The sequence below is a fragment of the Nonomuraea sp. NPDC051941 genome (assembly GCF_044593615.1).
In genome coordinates this window covers 640002-655773 of the sequence record NZ_JBIUCF010000002.1, presented here as the reverse complement: position 1 = coordinate 655773, position 15772 = coordinate 640002, and the positions used below count along the sequence as shown (strand labels likewise).

The following is a 15772-nucleotide window of genomic DNA, read 5'->3' as shown; positions in this document are numbered from 1 at the left end:
CGACGAAGGCGATGACCTCGCCGCGTTTGATCTCGATCGAGACCTCGCGCAGGGCGGGCGCCTCGGCGCCGGGGTAGGTGAAGGTGATGTCCGTGGCCGTGATGCGTTCGAAGTTCTCGGGCACCGACGCCTCGCGCGCGGCGGGGACGCGGCGTTCGGCGTCGGCGCAGAACTCCAGGAAGTCGGTGAAGTACAGGCCCTCTTCGTACAGGCGGTTGGTGGCGTACATCAGGTTGGCCAGCGAGGACTGGGCGGACCTGATCGCCAGGACCGCGGTGCCAGCCACCGCCAGCGGGATCGCGGCCAGGGCCAGGAGCACGCCGAGGGCCACGTAGACGAGGGCGGAGCCGAGGCCGCCGAGGGCCTCGCCGACCAGACGGGCGAAGGTCTGGCGCCGGGCGAGCTTGAGCAGGACGTCCTGCTCGGCCCTGGCCACCGCGTCGTACATGCGCAGCAGGAAGCCGCGCATGGTGAACGAGCGCACCTCGGCCGCCGGCTCGCGGTTGGCCAGCAGTTCGGCGATGATCCACTTGCGGCGGTTGGCGGGGATGAGGGCGTAGAGCGTGGTGTAGCGCATCTTGGCGCTGCGGACCGCCGCCCAGGCGTCGGGCAGCACCGCCAGCAGGAGGAGCGGGAGCAGCACCGGATGGAGCACGCCCAGGACGCCGGCCACGGCCGCGATGCCGACCGCGGCCGTGACCACGTTGATGGCCGAGGTCACCACCGAGTCGGCCATGGCCACGCCGCGTAACCTGGCCCGCTGCAGCGCGTCGTGGAATTCGGGGTCGTCGTAGGCCACGAGCTCCACCCGGCTGGTCAGCCCGTACAGGCGCTCCTCGGTGAGCCGGCTCACCTGCGGGTCGAGGCGGGACTGCGCCCAGCCCGCGCCGGCCTGCACGCCGGTGCGGAGCGTCGCGGCCACCCCGACCAGCACGAGGCTGGGCAGCGCGGCCAGCACGCGGTCGGGGGTGGGGCCCTCGCTGAAGAGGGCGCTGAGGACACCGGTGGTCGCCAGCAGGCCGAAGGCCGTGAAGACGCCGCCGAGGAGGTTGAGCGTGATCGTGGCGAGGGTGTCGCGCCGGCCGGCCTGCCAGGCCATGCGCATCGCCTGTGTCACGAGTGACGGCAGCCGCCTGGCGATGGTCAGGAAACCGACCTCCGCCAGCTTGTCCTGATGGGCGTGCCAGTCGGAGAAGGAGATCTCACCGAGCTCGAGCGGCTCATCGACCATGACTTGAGTGTGCCCACGGGCACTGACAGATCTCCACCGATTATGTCTGGGCGCACGGCGTAGTTGGTGACACACTCACAGTGATGCTGCGATTCGCCGACTTCAGCGACCTGCCGGCCGAGCCGAACGCGTTCGTGGGCCGGGAGTCCGATCTAGATGAGCTCGCCCATCTGATGCGCGTCTCCCGGGCCGTGACCCTCTGCGGCGCGGGCGGCATCGGGAAGACCCGGCTGGCGATGCGGCTCGCGGCCAGGGTGGGCCCCGACCACCCGGGCGGCGTGTGGCTGATCGAGCTGGCCGACCTGGAGAAGGGCGAGCTGAGAGAGTACGTCGCCGCCGCGCTCGGCATCGCGGGCGACCTGGCCGAGTCGATCGCGGGCCGGCGCGCGCTCCTGGTGCTCGACAACTGCGAGCCGGTGATCGGGGAGTGCGCGGAGCTGTGCCGTGACCTGCTCTGCGCCTGCCCGGGGCTCACCGTGCTGGCCACCAGCAGGGAGCCGCTGCGCGTGCCCGGCGAGACCGTGTGGCGGGTGCCGCCCCTGTCGGTGGGTGGGGAGGACAGCGAGGCCGTGCGGCTGTTCGTGGCCAGGGCCACCGCCGCCCGGCCCGACTTCGAGCTGACCGACGAGAGCCGGCCGCTGGTCACGGAGCTGTGCCAGGCGCTCGACGGCCTGCCGCTGGCGATCGAGCTGGCCGCCGCCATGGTGCGGGTCCTGTCCGTCCGCCAGCTCGTCGAGCGGCTGGACGACCGGTTCAGGCTGCTGGCGGGCGGCGCGCGTACGGCTCCGGCCCGGCACCGCACGCTCAGGGCCGCGGTGGACTGGAGCTACCGGCTGCTCTCCCCGCAGGAGCGGCTGCTGCTGCGCCGCACGGCGGCCTTCCGCTCCTCGTGGACGCTCGACCTGGCCGAGGCGGTCTGCTCGGGGCCGGGGCTGCCCGAGGAGGACGTGCTGCTCCGGTTGTGCGATCTGGTGGACAAGTCGCTGGTCGCGCTCGACGGCGAGATCGCCGGTCAGGCGCGCTACCGGCTGCTGGAGACCGTACGGGATTATGCGCTGGAGCAGCTCGCCGAGTCCGGCGAGGAGACGGAGCTGCGGCGCAGGCACCTGACGGCGCTGGCCGCGATGGCGAGCGGGTTCAAGGAGGCGATCGCGCCGGGCGCGCGCACGTCGTGGCCGGTGATCGAGCGGTACGTGAACCTGTTCGACGCGCTCAAGGTCGAGGTCGGCTCGGCCTGCGAGTGGTCGATCGCCATCGGCCTGCCGGAGACCGCGTTGAGCCTGCTGACCGACCTGCGTTACCTGCTGGTCGGCAGCGGCAGGAAGCTCGACATGGCCGAGCGGCTCGACCGGCTGCTGGCCCTCGACGTCCCGCAGACGCGGCCGGCGCTGCGCGGCCAGGCCACGATCCTGCGCGGCGAGCTGGCGCTGGCGGCGGGCGATCTCGAGCTGGCCACGTGGTGCACCCGCGCCGGGCTCGATCTGTGCAGGTCCGTCGACGACGCGTACGGCGAGGCCGTCGGCACGATCGTGCTGGCCCAGCTCACCGGCGAGCCCGAGACCCTGACCCGCGCACTGGAGCTGGCCAGGCGCTCTGGCGACCTCATCCTGGAGTCGCTGGCCCAGGGCACCCGGGCGCAGTTCGGCCTGCACCACGGCCGCCTGCGGGAGGCGCAGCGCGGGTTCGAGGAGGTGCTGGCGATCAACGAGGGGCTCGACAACCACGTGGGCCGGTCCTTCGCCCACATCGGGCTCGCCCAGGTCGCCAGGCGCTCGGGCGACCTCCCGACGGCGAAGCGGCACTACGAGTCGGGGCTGAGCCTGCTGCGGCACGTGGACGCCAGGCAGCAGATCGTGAGCTGCCTGGCCGGGCTCGGCAAGGTGGCGCTCGACCAGGGTGACCTGGTGGAGGCCAGGGCCAGGTTCACCGAGGCGCTGGTGCTCAGCCGCGACGCGGGGCTGCGCGCGGGCATCGCCAGGCGGCTGGAGGAGTGGGCGGTCCTGGTCTCCGCCGAGGGCGACCACCGGCGCGCGGTCCTGCTGGCCGCCGCCTCGGTGGCGCTGCGCAGCCGCCAGCCGGACGCGCGTACGGAGGACGTCCTGCGACCGGCGCGGACCGGGCTGGGCGAGGCCGTGGTCGGCATGTTGTGGGCCGAGGGCGCGGGGATGACCGCCGAACAGGCCGTGGCGTGCGCCCTGGACGGCGCGCTGCCCGAACGCCCCACGGAGCCGGTCGTACCGGTCAGCCAGGACAGCAGGCTCACGGTCAGGGAGCGCGAGATCGCCGAGCTGATCGCCCGAGGGCTCAGCAACCGGGCCATCGCCGACGAACTGGTCATCAGTCCGGCGACCGCCGCCCGCCACGTGGCCAACATTCTGTCCAAGCTCGGCTTCTCCACACGTACACAGATCGCCGCATGGGTGATCGAGAGCCGCTGATCCGCGTACCTCTCTACACATCACGGAGCCTGCCGGTTTACATCGTCGAATGGCCATGTCAGCGCATGTGCGGCACCCATCTGCACACCTACCGTTGCTACGTGTGATCGGCCGCACCGACGTTCCACCCTTTGCGGTGCGGCCGATCCATCGGGGACGTCACGCGTCCGCGCGGAGCTGGGCCTCCTCGGAGGGGTGGAGGTCCGGTTCCGGGCGCGTGGCAGCGGGCTCGAGTCGCGCAGGGCTCGGGCCCGCCCGCGGGAATGCACATCTGCCTACATAGATCGGTGGATGCTGTGCATGCCCGGCGGCCGTACGTTGGCGGTCATGAAGCCTGCCGCCTCGACCACCGGGACCGTGATCCACGAGGTGTTCCGCCAGGCGTACGAGCGCGGGGAGCGGCCGGCGCTCGTCGATCTGCGCGGCGGCCACGTCTACGGCTACCGCAGGCTGGTGACCGAGGTGACCAGGGCGGCCTCGGGGCTCGTACGCAGGGGCGCGCGGCGCGACCAGGTGGTGGGCGTGCACGTCTCGACGGCCGGCGCGCAGACGCTGGCCGTGCACACCGTGCTCGCGGCGGGCGGCGTGGCGGCGCCGATCGATCCCGCGCTCGGCGCCGGGGAGATGGCCGCGTGGCTGCGCGAGTGCGACGCGCGCACCTTGATCACCACCCCCGACCTGGCGGAGACGGCGGTGCGGGCGGCCGACGAGTCCCGGGTGCGGCAGGTCGTCTCGCTGGGCACGGCGCTCGACACGATCGACTTCCGCTGCCTGCTCACGCTGGAGCCCACCCCGCTGCCCGCGCTCGACGCCAAGCGCCAGGACGCGCTGCTGACGGCGGACGGCCGCCGGATGTCCCACGCCGACCTGCTGTCCAGGATGGCGGAGCTCGACCTGCCCGTGGGCCTGGCCGAGTCCGACGTCGTGCTGACCACGTGGCCGCCCGACAGCCGGTGCGACCTGGTCGTCCTGGTCTGCCTGGGCGTGTCCAAGGGCGCGCTGGTGGTGGCCGCGGGCGGCGGCGATCCGCCCGGCACGAGCTACGACTTCAGCGTCACGGTGGTGACGAACCCCGACGGCGGGCTCGAGCGCGTCCGCTGAGTATGCGGAGCTGTTATCCGCCCATCCCTTGACGCCGCGCGGCGGGAAGTGGGTAGATGGCCGTTGGTTGACAACGTTGTCAAATCACCAACTTCGGGGGCTTCGAAGGGATGGTGTGCGATGCGACGGTGGTTAGCGACCGTCTCGATCTCGATCGTGAGCGCGTTGAGCCTGGTGGCCTGCGGTGGCGGCGGAGGCGGGCAGGCGTCCCAGTCTCCGGCTGCGAGTGGCGGCGGCGGAGAGAAGAAACAGGTTGAGGTCTTCTCCTGGTGGACGGGCCCCGGCGAGGCCGACGGCCTCCAGGCGATGAAGAAGATCTTCGAGCAGCAGAATCCGAACTACACATTCTTCGACGCCGCCGTGGCGGGCGGCTCCGGTGACAAGGCCAAGGCGCTGCTCCAGTCGAAGCTCCAGGCCAACACCCCGCCCGACACCTTCCAGGGGCACGCGGGCGCCGAATTGCAGGGCTACATCAAGGCCGGCAACCTTGAGGACCTGACCTTCCTGTACGACGAGCTGAAGCTGAAGGACGTCTTCCCCACGCAGCTCGTCGATCAGATCAGCGTCGACGGCAAGATCTACTCGGTGCCGGTGAACATCCACCGCTCCAACGTGCTGTGGTTCAACCCTGCGGTGCTCAAGGACGCCGGCGTTGCCGCCGCGCCCAAGACGATCGACGAGTTCATCGCGGACCTGGAGAAGGTCAAGGCCAAGGGCAAGATCCCGCTGTCGATCGGCTCCGAGTGGACCGTCACCCACCTGATGGAGAACGTCCTGCTCGGCTCGATGGGCACCGACGCCTACAACGCGCTGTTCAAGCCGGGCGCCGACTGGAACAGCCCGCAGGTGACCAAGGCGCTGGAGAGCTTCGCCAAGATCATGTCGTACGCGGGCGACCCGCAGGACGACTGGCAGCCGGCCGCCAAGCAGGTGGCCGACGGCGAGGCCGCGTTCAACATCATGGGCGACTGGGCGTACGGCTACTTCCACAACCCGCCGGAGGGTGGCCTGGGCAAGAAGTCGAAGACGGACTTCGACTGGGCGCCGGCTCCCGGGACCGAGGGCACGTACATGTGGCTGTCCGACAGCTTCACCCTCCCCAAGGGCGCGAAGAACCGTGACGGGGCCGTCGCCTGGCTGAAGGTCGCGGCCGGCAAGGAGGGCCAGGACGCCTTCAACCCCAAGAAGGGCTCCATCCCCGCCCGCAAGGACGCCGACCAGGCCCTCTACACCGACTACCTGGCCGACGCGCTGAAGGACTGGTCGAGCAACAAGCTCGCCGGGTCGATCCAGCACGGCGTCTCGGTCAACCAGCCGTGGCTGGCGGCGATCACCGAGTCGGTCGGCCTGTTCATCGGCAGCAAGGACGTCAAGGCCCTGCAGCAGGGGCTCGCCGACGCGGCCAAGTCCAACGCTCAGTAGCGAGGTCCGGCGGGCGCCGACCGGCGCCCGCCGGGTCCGTGGGAGGGAATGCTTGTGAGGCGGGCACGCACGTGGCTGCCCGGACTCCTCCTCGTCACGCCGTCGATCATCCTGATCGGCGTCTTCGTGTACGGCATGCTCGGCTGGAACTTCCGGCTGGCCATGACGGACAAGCACGATGAGGTGTCCGAGGGGAAGTTCGTGGGGCTGCGGAACTTCATCGACATCTGGGACCAGCCGCGATGGCACCTCTCGGTGAACCACGCGATCGTCTTCACGGTCGCGTTCGTGCTGGGCGCGCTCCTGCTCGGGTGGCTGCTGGCGTTCCTCATGGAGAAGGGGATCAGGGGCGAGGGGACGTTCCGGGCGATCTACCTGTTCCCGATGGCCATCTCGTTCGTCGCGACCGGCATCGTGTGGCGGTGGCTGATGAACTCGGGGACGGGGGAGCGGGCGGTCGGCCTGAACCGGCTGTTCGACTGGATCGGGCTGCCGCAGTGGCAGTGGTTCAGGGATCCGGACTGGGGGATGGCTGCGATGGCGATCCCCGCCATCTGGCAGATGTCCGGATATGTCATGGCACTGTTTTTGGCGGGCTTCCGCGGCGTGCCCGAGGAGCTGCGGGAGGCCGCGCGGGTGGACGGCTGCACCGAGTGGGGCGTCTACCGGCACGTGGTGCTGCCCCTGCTCCGGCCGGTCACCCTGTCCGCGCTGATCATCCTGGGGCACATCTCGCTCAAGGTGTTCGACCTGATCGTGGCGGTGTCGGGCAAGCAGATCATCACGGACGTGCCCGCGGTGTTCATGTGGGTGGCGGTGTTCGACTCGCACGACCCGGCCAAGGGCGCCACGATCGCGTCGTACATCGTGCTGAGCGTGGCGATCTTCGTGATCCCGTACCTGATCTGGTCCGTGCGTAAGGAGAGGCGCTCATGACGGCGGTGGCCACGCGCCGGGCGGCCTTCCCCTGGCTGCGCTTCGGGCTGCTGATCCTCTTCGTGGTGATCTTCCTGATCCCCATCTACGTGCTGCTGGTCACCAGCTTCAAGCCGCTCACGGAGGCCGACCCCGGCCAGGCATGGAACCTGCCGCGGACGTGGACGACCGAGGCGTGGCAGGTGGCGTGGGAGAAGCTGGCCCCCGGCCTGTGGAACAGCGTGCTGCTGGCCGTGCCGGGCTCGCTGCTGTCGTGCGCGCTCGGCTCCATGAACGGCTACGTGCTGTCCAAGTGGCGCTTCCCCGGGGCGGACGTGCTGTTCACGTTGTTCCTGTTCGGCATGTTCATCCCGTACCAGGGGGTCATGATCCCGCTGGTGCAGCTGCTCGTGGGGCTGAACGAGCTGACCGGGCTGCAGGGGGTCTTCTACGGCGGCATCCCCGGGCTGGTGCTGGCCCACGTCGTGTACGGCATCCCGATCTGCACGCTGATCTTCCGCAACTACTACGTCACGATCCCCGATGAGCTGATCGAGGCCTCCCGGGTGGACGGGGCGGGCATGCTGAGGGCGTACTGGTCGGTGGTGCTGCCGGTGTCGGCGCCCGCGATCGCGGTGGTCGTCATCTGGCAGTTCACCTCGCTCTGGAACGACTTCCTGTTCGCCGTCTTCCTGACCGGCCCGACGAGCTGGCCCACGACCGTGATGCTGAACAACATCGCCGGTGCGCAGGCCACTCCGTACAGCCAGCAGATGGCGGCGGCCATCCTGTCGTCGATCCCGACGATGCTGATCTACGTCCTGCTGGGCCGGTTCTTCATGCGCGGGCTGATGGCGGGGGCGCTCAAGGGGTAGCCACGTGGGACAGGGGCTCGCCGCGTACGTAGCGGGCCACGTCGGCGGCCACGATCGAGGCCGCCTTCATGGCCGTCTGCTTGCTGGCCCCGGCCAGGTGCGGAGTCATGATCAGGTTCGGGGTCGTGAGCAGGCGCGAGCCGGCCGGGATGGGCTCCTCCGGGAAGACGTCCATGGCGGCCCCGAACAGGTGGCCCGAGTCCAGCGCGTCGCACACGGCGTCGTAGTCGACCAGCGCGCCCCTGGCGCAGTTGACCAGGACCGAGCCGCGCGGCATGGCGGCGATCTCGGCCGCGCCGATCATGCCGTTGGTCTCGGGGGTGGCGCGGGCGTGCAGGGAGACGAAGTGGGAGCGCCGGAGCAGCTCGTCCAGCTCCACCCGGCCGGGCACGTCCACGTACGGGTCATAGACCAGGACCTCCGCGCCGAAGCCTTCGAGCATGCGGGCCACGCGGCGGCCGATGGCGCCGTAGCCGACCAGGCCGACCGTGTTGCCGTCTAGCTCGGGGCCGACGTTGTCGTACATGTAGTAGTCGCCCCGCCACACGCCCCCCGACAGGTCGCCGTGCGTCTGGGGGATCCTGCGGGTGGCGGCCAGCAGCATGGCCAGGGTGTGCTCGGCGGTGGCCACCGCGTTGCGGCCCGGCGCGAACGTCACCGCCACGCCCGCCGCCGTGGCCGCCTCCAGGTTGGCGTTGACGGGCCCGCCCCGGCTCACGCAGAACAGCCGCAGGTCGGGAGAAGCGTCCAGGACACGCTTGGTCAAAGGGGCCATCTGGGTCACGCAGACCTCGACGCCGCGTAGCGCCTCGATCAGCTCGTCCTCCACGTCCGAGGCCTCGTCCACCTCACCCACCCGGCCGAACGGCTCGACCGGCCACGGCAGCGTCAGCTCGCTGATGTCCAACTCGCCGGGGACCTCGCGCCTGAGCGCGTCGATGAGCAGGCGGTTCTGGACGAAGTGGTCGCCCGCGGCAAGCACACGGATGGTCAACGAACGGCTCCAATCGGGGAGTTGTACTGCAGCATCGCGGCCCGCCGCCCGGTGCGCAGGCGCAGCTCGGTCAGGGCACAGTTGTCCAGGCGCGGGAACAGCCGCCGGTACTCGCCGAGTGGCACCCCGATCAGGCGGCACAGGGCGAGCCTGATGGCGGTCGTGTGCGCGACCACCAGCACGCGCGCGTCGGGGTGGGCGGCGGCGATGTCGTCGAGGGCGGCCACGAACCGGTCGGCGGCCAGGCTCGGGTCCTCACCGCCGGGCAGCGGGTGCGCGGCGGGGTCGGACTCGAACGCGGCGCGGGCCTCGGGGAAGCGGGCCGCCATCTCGGCCGAGGTCAGACCCTCGCCCTCGCCGAAGTTCAGCTCGCGCAGCCTCGGGTCGGTCCGGAGCTCCACCTTCGCCTGGTCGGCGGCGGACGCGGCGGTGATCCGGGCCCGGCTGAGGGTGGAGGCCCACACGGCCGCCAGGCCCGCCTGACCGGCCCACTCGGCCAGCTGGGCGGCCTGGGCGTGGCCGCGCGGGGTCAGCTCGATGTCGCTGATCCCCGCGTAGCGGTTCTCGGCGTGCCAGACGGTCTCGCCGTGGCGGACCAGGACGAGGTCGGTCATCGGGCGGTCCTCTCGCGTGCGTGCCGGGCGGCGGCCGGGTCGAGCCAGCCGCGCCCTTCCAGCTCGGTGACGAAGCGCAGGTAGGGCTCCGTGAAGTCGGCTCCCGACGGGTCGACGACCGCGCGGGTCCTGATCATCCGGCCGGGGTCGCCGCCCGCCAGGACGGCCATGCCCAGGGCGGGCTCGGCGTTCTCCCGCAGCGTCACCGGACGTCCCAGGACGTCCGCCCTGAGCCGGGTCCAGTACGCGCTGCGGGTGGCGCCGCCGGTCAGGATGATCTCGCCGTCCACGGGCGCGCCGAGAAGGTCGAGGTAGTCGAAGCAGAGGCGCTCGACGAAGGCCGCGCCGAGCAGGATCGCCGTGTAGCGCTCGACGTCGTCGGCCGGGCTGCCGAGCGTGAACCCCTCGGCGCCGGGCGCGTCGAACGGGAAGCGTTCGCCCCGCGAGACCAGCGGGTACGTGACGCTCGCGGGCGGGCCCGGGCGGGCGGCGGCCTGGGCGCTCAGCGCGTCGAGGTCGCGGCCGGGCAGGTCGCGGGAGAGCACGCCGGCGCCGGTGCTCGACGCGCCGCCCGGCAGCCACGAGCCGTCCGGTGCGCGGTGCGAGTAGACGACGCCGAGCGGGTCGTGGATCAGCTCCTTCGTCACACCCTTGAGCACCAGCGTCGTGCCGAGCACCGAGTTCCAGCTCCCGACCCGGGTGGCGCCCGCGCCGAGCTGGGCCGCGCACCCGTCGGTGGTCCCGGCGATCACGGGCGTGCCCGCGGGGATGCCGGTCTCCTCGGCGGCGGCCGCGCAGACCACGCCCAGGCGGGTGCCGGGCCGTACGACCTCGGGGAGCATTTCCGCGGGCACGTCCAGGGCGTCCAGCACCTCGGACGGCCAGCGCTCCTCGATGAGGTCCACGCCGGTCTTGAGCGCGTTGCTGAGGTCGGTGGCCACCTCGTGGCCGACGAGGCGCCGGTTGACGAAGTCGTTCTGGTGCGCCAGCCGCGCTCCGGTGGGCGCGTCCTGGAGCAGCCACAGGAGCTTGGGCAGCGCCCAGTTGGGCTGCATGCGCCGGTAGCCGAGCCGCTCCCAGACGCGGGCGCCCGCCTCGTTGGCGCGCCCGGCGTCGGCGCGCCGGTCGTCGTACATGAGCGCGGGCGTCAGCGCCCGGCCGTCAGGGCCGGTGAGCAGGATCGTTCCAGATGTGGCGGCCACGGCGACGCCCGCGACCTGCTCGGGAGGCACGTCGCGCAGCGCCTCGCGGGTGGCGGCGGCCAGCTCGCGCCACCACTGCTCGGGGTCCTGCTCGTGGCGGGGTCCGTCGCGGTGGCTGGTCAGCGGCCGGCCGGCCGTGCCGAGCACCTGCCCGTCCCCGGAGACGGCCATCGCCCGCACGCTCTGGGTCCCAAGGTCGATGCCGATCCAGACACTCATGTACGGCCCCTCATCTCGGCCAGCAGCGGCCAGGAGACCGCGTTCGCCTGGCGCAGGGTCAAGAAGTCGTCGAACAGCCGGTCGTACAACGCCTGGCGGGCGGGGTTGGGTTCGAGCGCGTCGCGCAGCCGTACATGCTCCGAGGCGGCCGCCGCGATGGACGGGGCGGCGGCGGTGGCGGCCAGCCCCACCAGGTACGCGCCCCGCGCGCCCACCTCGGTGTCGGCCGGGCGGCGCACGGGCAGGCCGGTGACATCGGCGATCAGCTGGAGCCAGGCGGTGCTGTTCGAACCGCCCCCGCACACGCGCAGCTCCGTGGGCGCGGCGCCGGTGGCGGCAAGGCAGTCGCGGATGACCATCGTCAGCCCCTCGAGCACCGCCCGCGCCACGTCCGGGCGGCCGTGCTCGAACGACATGCCCAGCAGCGACCCTCTGGCCAGCGGGTCCGAGAACGGCGCCCGCTCACCGGCGGGCGACATATACGGCAGGAATGTCAGCCCGCGCGCGCCCGGCTCGCTCAGCAGGGCCAGGTCGCCCAGCTCGGCCGGGCCGCTCAGCCCCATCATGCGGCATGTCCACTGCACCACCTCGGTGCCCGCGAACGTGGGGAAGGCCCGCAGGTAGCCGCCGGTCAGCGCGATCGTGATCCCGATCGGCTCGCCTTCCAGGTCGGCCGAGTCGACGATGACCTCGGTGCAGAGCGTGGTGCCGAGGATGCCGCACGCCTGCCCGGCCCGCACCGCGCCCGCGCCCAGCGCCGTGGCGGCGATGTCGTACGGGGCCATCACGACGGGTGTCCCGGCGGGCAGCCCCAGCGCGGAGGCCGCGTCCCCGGACAGCTCGGCGACGTGGCCGGAGCGGATCGGGGGCAGCAGCCGCTCGGCCCACTCCGTGCCGAAGAGGGCCAGCAGCGCGGGGGAGTACGCCCGCGCCCGCAGGTCCATGAACGGCGCGGAGGCGTCGGACTCGTCGGCTGCCAGCTCCCCGGTCATCCGCGCGAAGATCCAGCCGCCGCAGGTGAGCATGGCGCTCGACCGCTCCAGCCGCCCCGGGTCGTTCGCGCGCAGCCAGGTCAGGATCGCGTGCGGCAGCCCGGAGGCGGCCGACGAGCCGTTGAGCCGGAACGCCTCGGCCGCGGTCCCGGAGCGGGTCCAGCCGTCCACGGCCGAGGCCGCCCTGGCGTCGTTCCAGAGGATCGCGGGGCCGGTCGGCTCGCCGTCCGGGCCGACCAGCCAGCAGCCGTCGCCCTGGGCGGTCACGGCCACGAAGTCGACCCCGTCCACCTGGGCGGCGACCTCGCGCACGGTGGCGGCGACCGCGTCCCAGACGGCGTTCATGTCCTGCTCGGCGTGGCCGGGCAGGGGCCTGGAGACCACGGTCTCCCGCCGGGCGACGAACGCCTCCGCGCCTTCGGCGTCGTACCCGACCGCCTTGATGACCGTGGTGCCCGCGTCAACGCAGATGATCGCCATCAGGCCCTGCCGTGGGAGGTCCTCGACCGGCGCGACACGGAGTCGACGATCACGGCGAGCAGCAGCACCGCCCCGGTGACCACGAACCTGATCGACGAGTCGAGGTTGAGCAGGGTCAGGCCGCTGGAGATGGACTGGATGACGATGATCCCGAGCAGCGCGCCGAACGCGGTGCCGCGCCCGCCGAACAGGCTCGTCCCGCCGATCACGGCCGCCGCGATGGCGTTGAGGTTGACGTCGCCGCCGCCGCTGGACTGGTTGGCCGCCGCGAGCCTCGCCGCGGCCAGGATGCCGCCGACCGCGGCGAACGTCGAGCAGAGCACGAACACCGAGGTGTAGACGGCCCTGACGTTGATGCCGGCCCGGCGGGCGGCCTCCACGTTGCCGCCGACGGCGTAGACGGCCCGGCCCCACTTCGTCCGCGACAGCAGGTAGTGCATGATCAGCACGAGCGCCACGAAGAAGACGAACATCCAGCCCACGCCGCGCGTCTGGCCCAGGTACCAGACCACGAAGGCCAGCACGACCAGCAGCGCCGCGCTTCTGACGGCCAGCGTGGACACGTTCCTGGCCGACAGCCCGGCCTTGCGCCGCTCCTGCGCGTGCAGGTATCCGGTGACGAACAGCCAGACGGCCCCGACGACCGCGAACGTGTACGACAGCCAGGCCGGCACGAAGTCGAGCTGCGCGAAGTTCACCAGGCCCGAGTCGAAGGGCAGGTTGATCGACCCCTTGGTGCCCAGCACGTACAGCTGGAGCCCGAGGAAGGCGAGCAGGCCGGCCAGCGTGATCACGAAGCTCGGTACCCCGAACCGGTTGAACAGCTGGCCGTACAGCCAGCCGACGACCGCGCCCATGATCACCGCCGCGGCGATGGCCAGCCAGACCGGCAGCCCCTGGCCCACGAACAGCACCGCGAGCACCGCTCCCGACAGCCCGCTGACCGAGCCGACGGACAGGTCGATCTGGCCCACCAGCAGCACGCAGACGATGCCGAGCGAGATGATGCCGACGGCGGCGGACTCCAGGGTGAGGTTCACCAGGTTCGCGCTGGACAGGAAGATCGGGTTCAGGACCTGCAGGACCGTCCAGATGACCACGAGCCCGACCACGACGGGGATGACGCCCAGGTCGCCGCCGCGGGCCCGCTCGATCACGTCGGCGAGCGCGCCGCGCAGGCCGTCGCGGTCCTGCAGCCGCTCGTCCTGGCGGTCGGTCGTCACTGCGCTCATGAGCTGTTCCTCTTGTCCATGGCCTCACTCCGTGAGGCGGGCTCGGTCGCCTCCGATGCCGTCGCCTTCCCCCGCTCTGGTCGCTTCGCTCCCGCCGCTCCTCCAGGCGCCGGCGCTCCCTCGCGCTGCGCCCGCCTGGAGACCACGTTGTCGGTGGCGCCGGTGATGGCGGCGATGATGTCCTCGGTGGAGACCTGGTCCACGTCGAACACGCCGTTGTTGCGGCCGAGCCGCAGCACGGCGACGGTGTCGGCGACGGCCTTCACGTCGGCCATGTTGTGGCTGATCATGATGACGCCCAGGCCGTTCTCGCGCAGCCGCTCGACCAGGTTGAGCACCTCGGCCGTCTGCGCCACGCCCAGCGCGGCGGTGGGCTCGTCGAGGATGATGACCTTCGGGTCGCCGAGCAGCGACCGGGCGATGGCCACCGTCTGCCGCTGGCCGCCCGACAGCGCCGCGACCGGCACCCGTACGCTCGGGATCTTGGCGGACAGCTGGCGGAGCAGCTCCCACGAGCGGGTCTCCATGGCCACGTCGTTGAGGCGCAGCGGGCGGATCTCCTGGCCGAGGAACAGGTTCTGGATCACGTTGAGGTTCTCGCAGAGCGCCAGGTCCTGGAAGACCGTGGCGATACCGAGCTTGTGCGCGGCGGCCGGGGTGGGGATGTGGACCTCGTTCCCCTCGAACGTGATCGTGCCGCCGTCCGGCGGGTGCACGCCCGAGAGGATCTTGACCAGGGTCGACTTTCCCGCGCCGTTGTCTCCCACGACCGCGACGACCTGGCCGGCGGCGACGTCGAGCTCGATGTCGGTCAGCGCCGCCACCGCGCCGAAGGTCTTGCTGATCCCGCGCAGAGAGAGGACGCTCATCACTTGATTCCGAGCTCGCCGCAGCCCTTGGCGTACTCACCGGCGCAGGCCTCGGCGGCCTTCATGATGCCGCTGTCGAACAGCACTTCCTTGATGTTCTCCTTGGTCACCACCGTGGGCACGAACAGCTCCGACGGGGTGTTGTAGAGCGTGGCCTTGCCCGCGGGCTTCTTGCCCTGCATGAACTCCCACGCCACGTTCGCGGAGGCCTCGGCCACGATCTTGATCGGCTTGGAGATCGTGTTGTACTGGTCGCCCGCGATGATGCGCTGGGCGGCGGCCAGCTCGGCGTCGTTGCCGGTGATCGGCGGCACCTTCACGCCCGCGGCCTTGAACGCGGCGATCGAGCCGCCGCCGGTGCCGTCGTTGGCCGCGACCACGCCGACGATCTGGTCCTTGAACTGGGTGATCTGGCCGCTGACCCAGGTCTGGGCCTTCTCCGGCTGCCAGTCGGGGGTGTCGTACTCGGCCAGCACCTTGAACCCGCTCGGGTCGACCGCGCTGTGGATGCCCTTCTTGATCAGGCCGGCCGCCGCGTCCGTGGGCGAGCCGTTGACCTGGAGGATCCCGCCCTTGGCGTTCTCCTTCTTCAGGTGGTCGACCAGGGACTGGGCGATCATGGCGCCGATCTTCTCGTTGTCGAACGAGATGTAGTAGTCGGCGGGCGTGGCCGGGATCGGCCGGTCGTAGGCGATGACCGGCACCTGCTGCGCCTGGGCCGACTTGACGATGGTGGCTGCGGCGGCGGAGTCGACCGGGTCGATCACGATGGCCTTGACGCCCTGGGCGAGCGCGGAGTTGGCCTGTTGCTGCTGCTTGGCGGCGTCGGAGTCGGCGTTCTGGTAGATGACCTGGCAGGTCGGGCAGAGCTGCTTCATCTTGGCCTCGAACAGCGGCTTGTCCGCCAGCTCGTACCGGGTGGAGGCGAGGTCGGGCATGAGGAAGGCGACCTTGGCGTTCTGGACGGCGCCGCTGCCGCCGCCGCTGGTGTCCCCGCCGGTCGAGCCGGAGCCGGAGCCGCACGCGGCCAGCACCGAGCCTGCGAGCACTGCTGCTGCGGCGAACGCGGAGGTCCGCATCTTAGCTCTGTTCACGGGTTTCGTTCCTCACTTGCTACCGGGATCTATGACGCACTGCCCCCCGAAACAGGACAATGCCCCTCACAACCAGGCACATCCTGTGGTGCGG

General features: G+C 71.4%; 13 protein-coding genes. 5 read left to right on the top strand and 8 right to left on the bottom strand.

All coding sequences use genetic code 11. From position 1 onward, the window contains the following. The coding region (locus tag ACIHFD_RS06460) for an ABC transporter ATP-binding protein (protein ID WP_397365879.1) at positions 1 to 1231 on the bottom strand (1231 nt) is incomplete at its 3' end. Positions 1232 to 1314: 83 nt separating this feature from the next. Between ACIHFD_RS06460 and ACIHFD_RS06455 the strand changes: the two genes are divergently transcribed. The 5 genes from ACIHFD_RS06455 to ACIHFD_RS06435 all read left to right on the top strand — a co-directional run bounded on the left by ACIHFD_RS06455 (position 1315) and on the right by ACIHFD_RS06435 (position 7982). Then, complete coding sequence (locus ACIHFD_RS06455) at positions 1315 to 3669, top strand: ATP-binding protein (protein ID WP_397365878.1); 2355 nt, start codon at positions 1315 to 1317, stop codon at positions 3667 to 3669. 327 nt (positions 3670 to 3996) lie between these two features. Then, the gene (locus tag ACIHFD_RS06450) at positions 3997 to 4770 is read left to right on the top strand and encodes an AMP-binding protein (protein WP_397365877.1); all 774 of its coding nucleotides are present in this window, start codon (positions 3997 to 3999) and stop codon (positions 4768 to 4770) included. A 120-nt stretch (positions 4771 to 4890) separates the two neighbouring features. Then, positions 4891 to 6192, top strand: coding sequence for an ABC transporter substrate-binding protein (locus ACIHFD_RS06445; RefSeq protein WP_397365876.1), 1302 nt, complete (start codon positions 4891 to 4893; stop codon positions 6190 to 6192). A gap of 48 nt (positions 6193 to 6240) precedes the next feature. Beyond that, the gene (locus tag ACIHFD_RS06440; RefSeq protein ID WP_363979311.1) at positions 6241 to 7128 is read left to right on the top strand and encodes a sugar ABC transporter permease; all 888 of its coding nucleotides are present in this window, start codon (positions 6241 to 6243) and stop codon (positions 7126 to 7128) included. After that, entirely contained in the window at positions 7125 to 7982 is an 858-nt protein-coding gene (locus ACIHFD_RS06435; RefSeq protein ID WP_350741634.1) for a carbohydrate ABC transporter permease, read from the top strand. The genes ACIHFD_RS06440 and ACIHFD_RS06435 overlap by 4 nt, the downstream gene beginning before the upstream one ends. Here the strand turns inward: ACIHFD_RS06435 and ACIHFD_RS06430 are convergent. Genes ACIHFD_RS06430 through ACIHFD_RS06400 form a run of 7 tightly spaced genes read right to left on the bottom strand, consistent with a single transcriptional unit; the run spans position 7972 to position 15678 of the window. Continuing rightward, entirely contained in the window at positions 7972 to 8976 is a 1005-nt protein-coding gene (locus ACIHFD_RS06430) for a 2-hydroxyacid dehydrogenase (protein ID WP_397365874.1), read from the bottom strand. The genes ACIHFD_RS06435 and ACIHFD_RS06430 overlap by 11 nt on opposite strands. After that, positions 8973 to 9590 carry a histidine phosphatase family protein gene (locus ACIHFD_RS06425; RefSeq protein ID WP_397365873.1) on the bottom strand — a complete coding sequence of 206 codons (618 nt, stop codon included), beginning with the start codon at positions 9588 to 9590 and terminating at the stop codon, positions 8973 to 8975. Before ACIHFD_RS06425 ends, ACIHFD_RS06430 begins: the two co-directional genes overlap by 4 nt. After that, positions 9587 to 11011: an FGGY-family carbohydrate kinase gene (locus tag ACIHFD_RS06420; protein WP_397365872.1), complete on the bottom strand. Its 1425-nt coding sequence runs from the start codon at positions 11009 to 11011 to the stop codon at positions 9587 to 9589. Before ACIHFD_RS06420 ends, ACIHFD_RS06425 begins: the two co-directional genes overlap by 4 nt. Next, entirely contained in the window at positions 11008 to 12483 is a 1476-nt protein-coding gene (locus ACIHFD_RS06415) for an FGGY-family carbohydrate kinase (RefSeq protein WP_350741626.1), read from the bottom strand. Before ACIHFD_RS06415 ends, ACIHFD_RS06420 begins: the two co-directional genes overlap by 4 nt. Then, positions 12483 to 13715 carry a sugar ABC transporter permease gene (locus ACIHFD_RS06410; RefSeq protein WP_397365870.1) on the bottom strand — a complete coding sequence of 411 codons (1233 nt, stop codon included), beginning with the start codon at positions 13713 to 13715 and terminating at the stop codon, positions 12483 to 12485. Before ACIHFD_RS06410 ends, ACIHFD_RS06415 begins: the two co-directional genes overlap by 1 nt. Beyond that, a complete protein-coding gene (locus ACIHFD_RS06405) occupies positions 13712 to 14584 on the bottom strand; it encodes an ATP-binding cassette domain-containing protein (RefSeq protein WP_397365869.1) in 873 nt (290 codons plus the stop codon). Before ACIHFD_RS06405 ends, ACIHFD_RS06410 begins: the two co-directional genes overlap by 4 nt. Further along, entirely contained in the window at positions 14584 to 15678 is a 1095-nt protein-coding gene (locus tag ACIHFD_RS06400) for a sugar ABC transporter substrate-binding protein (protein WP_397365868.1), read from the bottom strand. Before ACIHFD_RS06400 ends, ACIHFD_RS06405 begins: the two co-directional genes overlap by 1 nt. Positions 15679 to 15772: the final 94 nt, after the last annotated feature.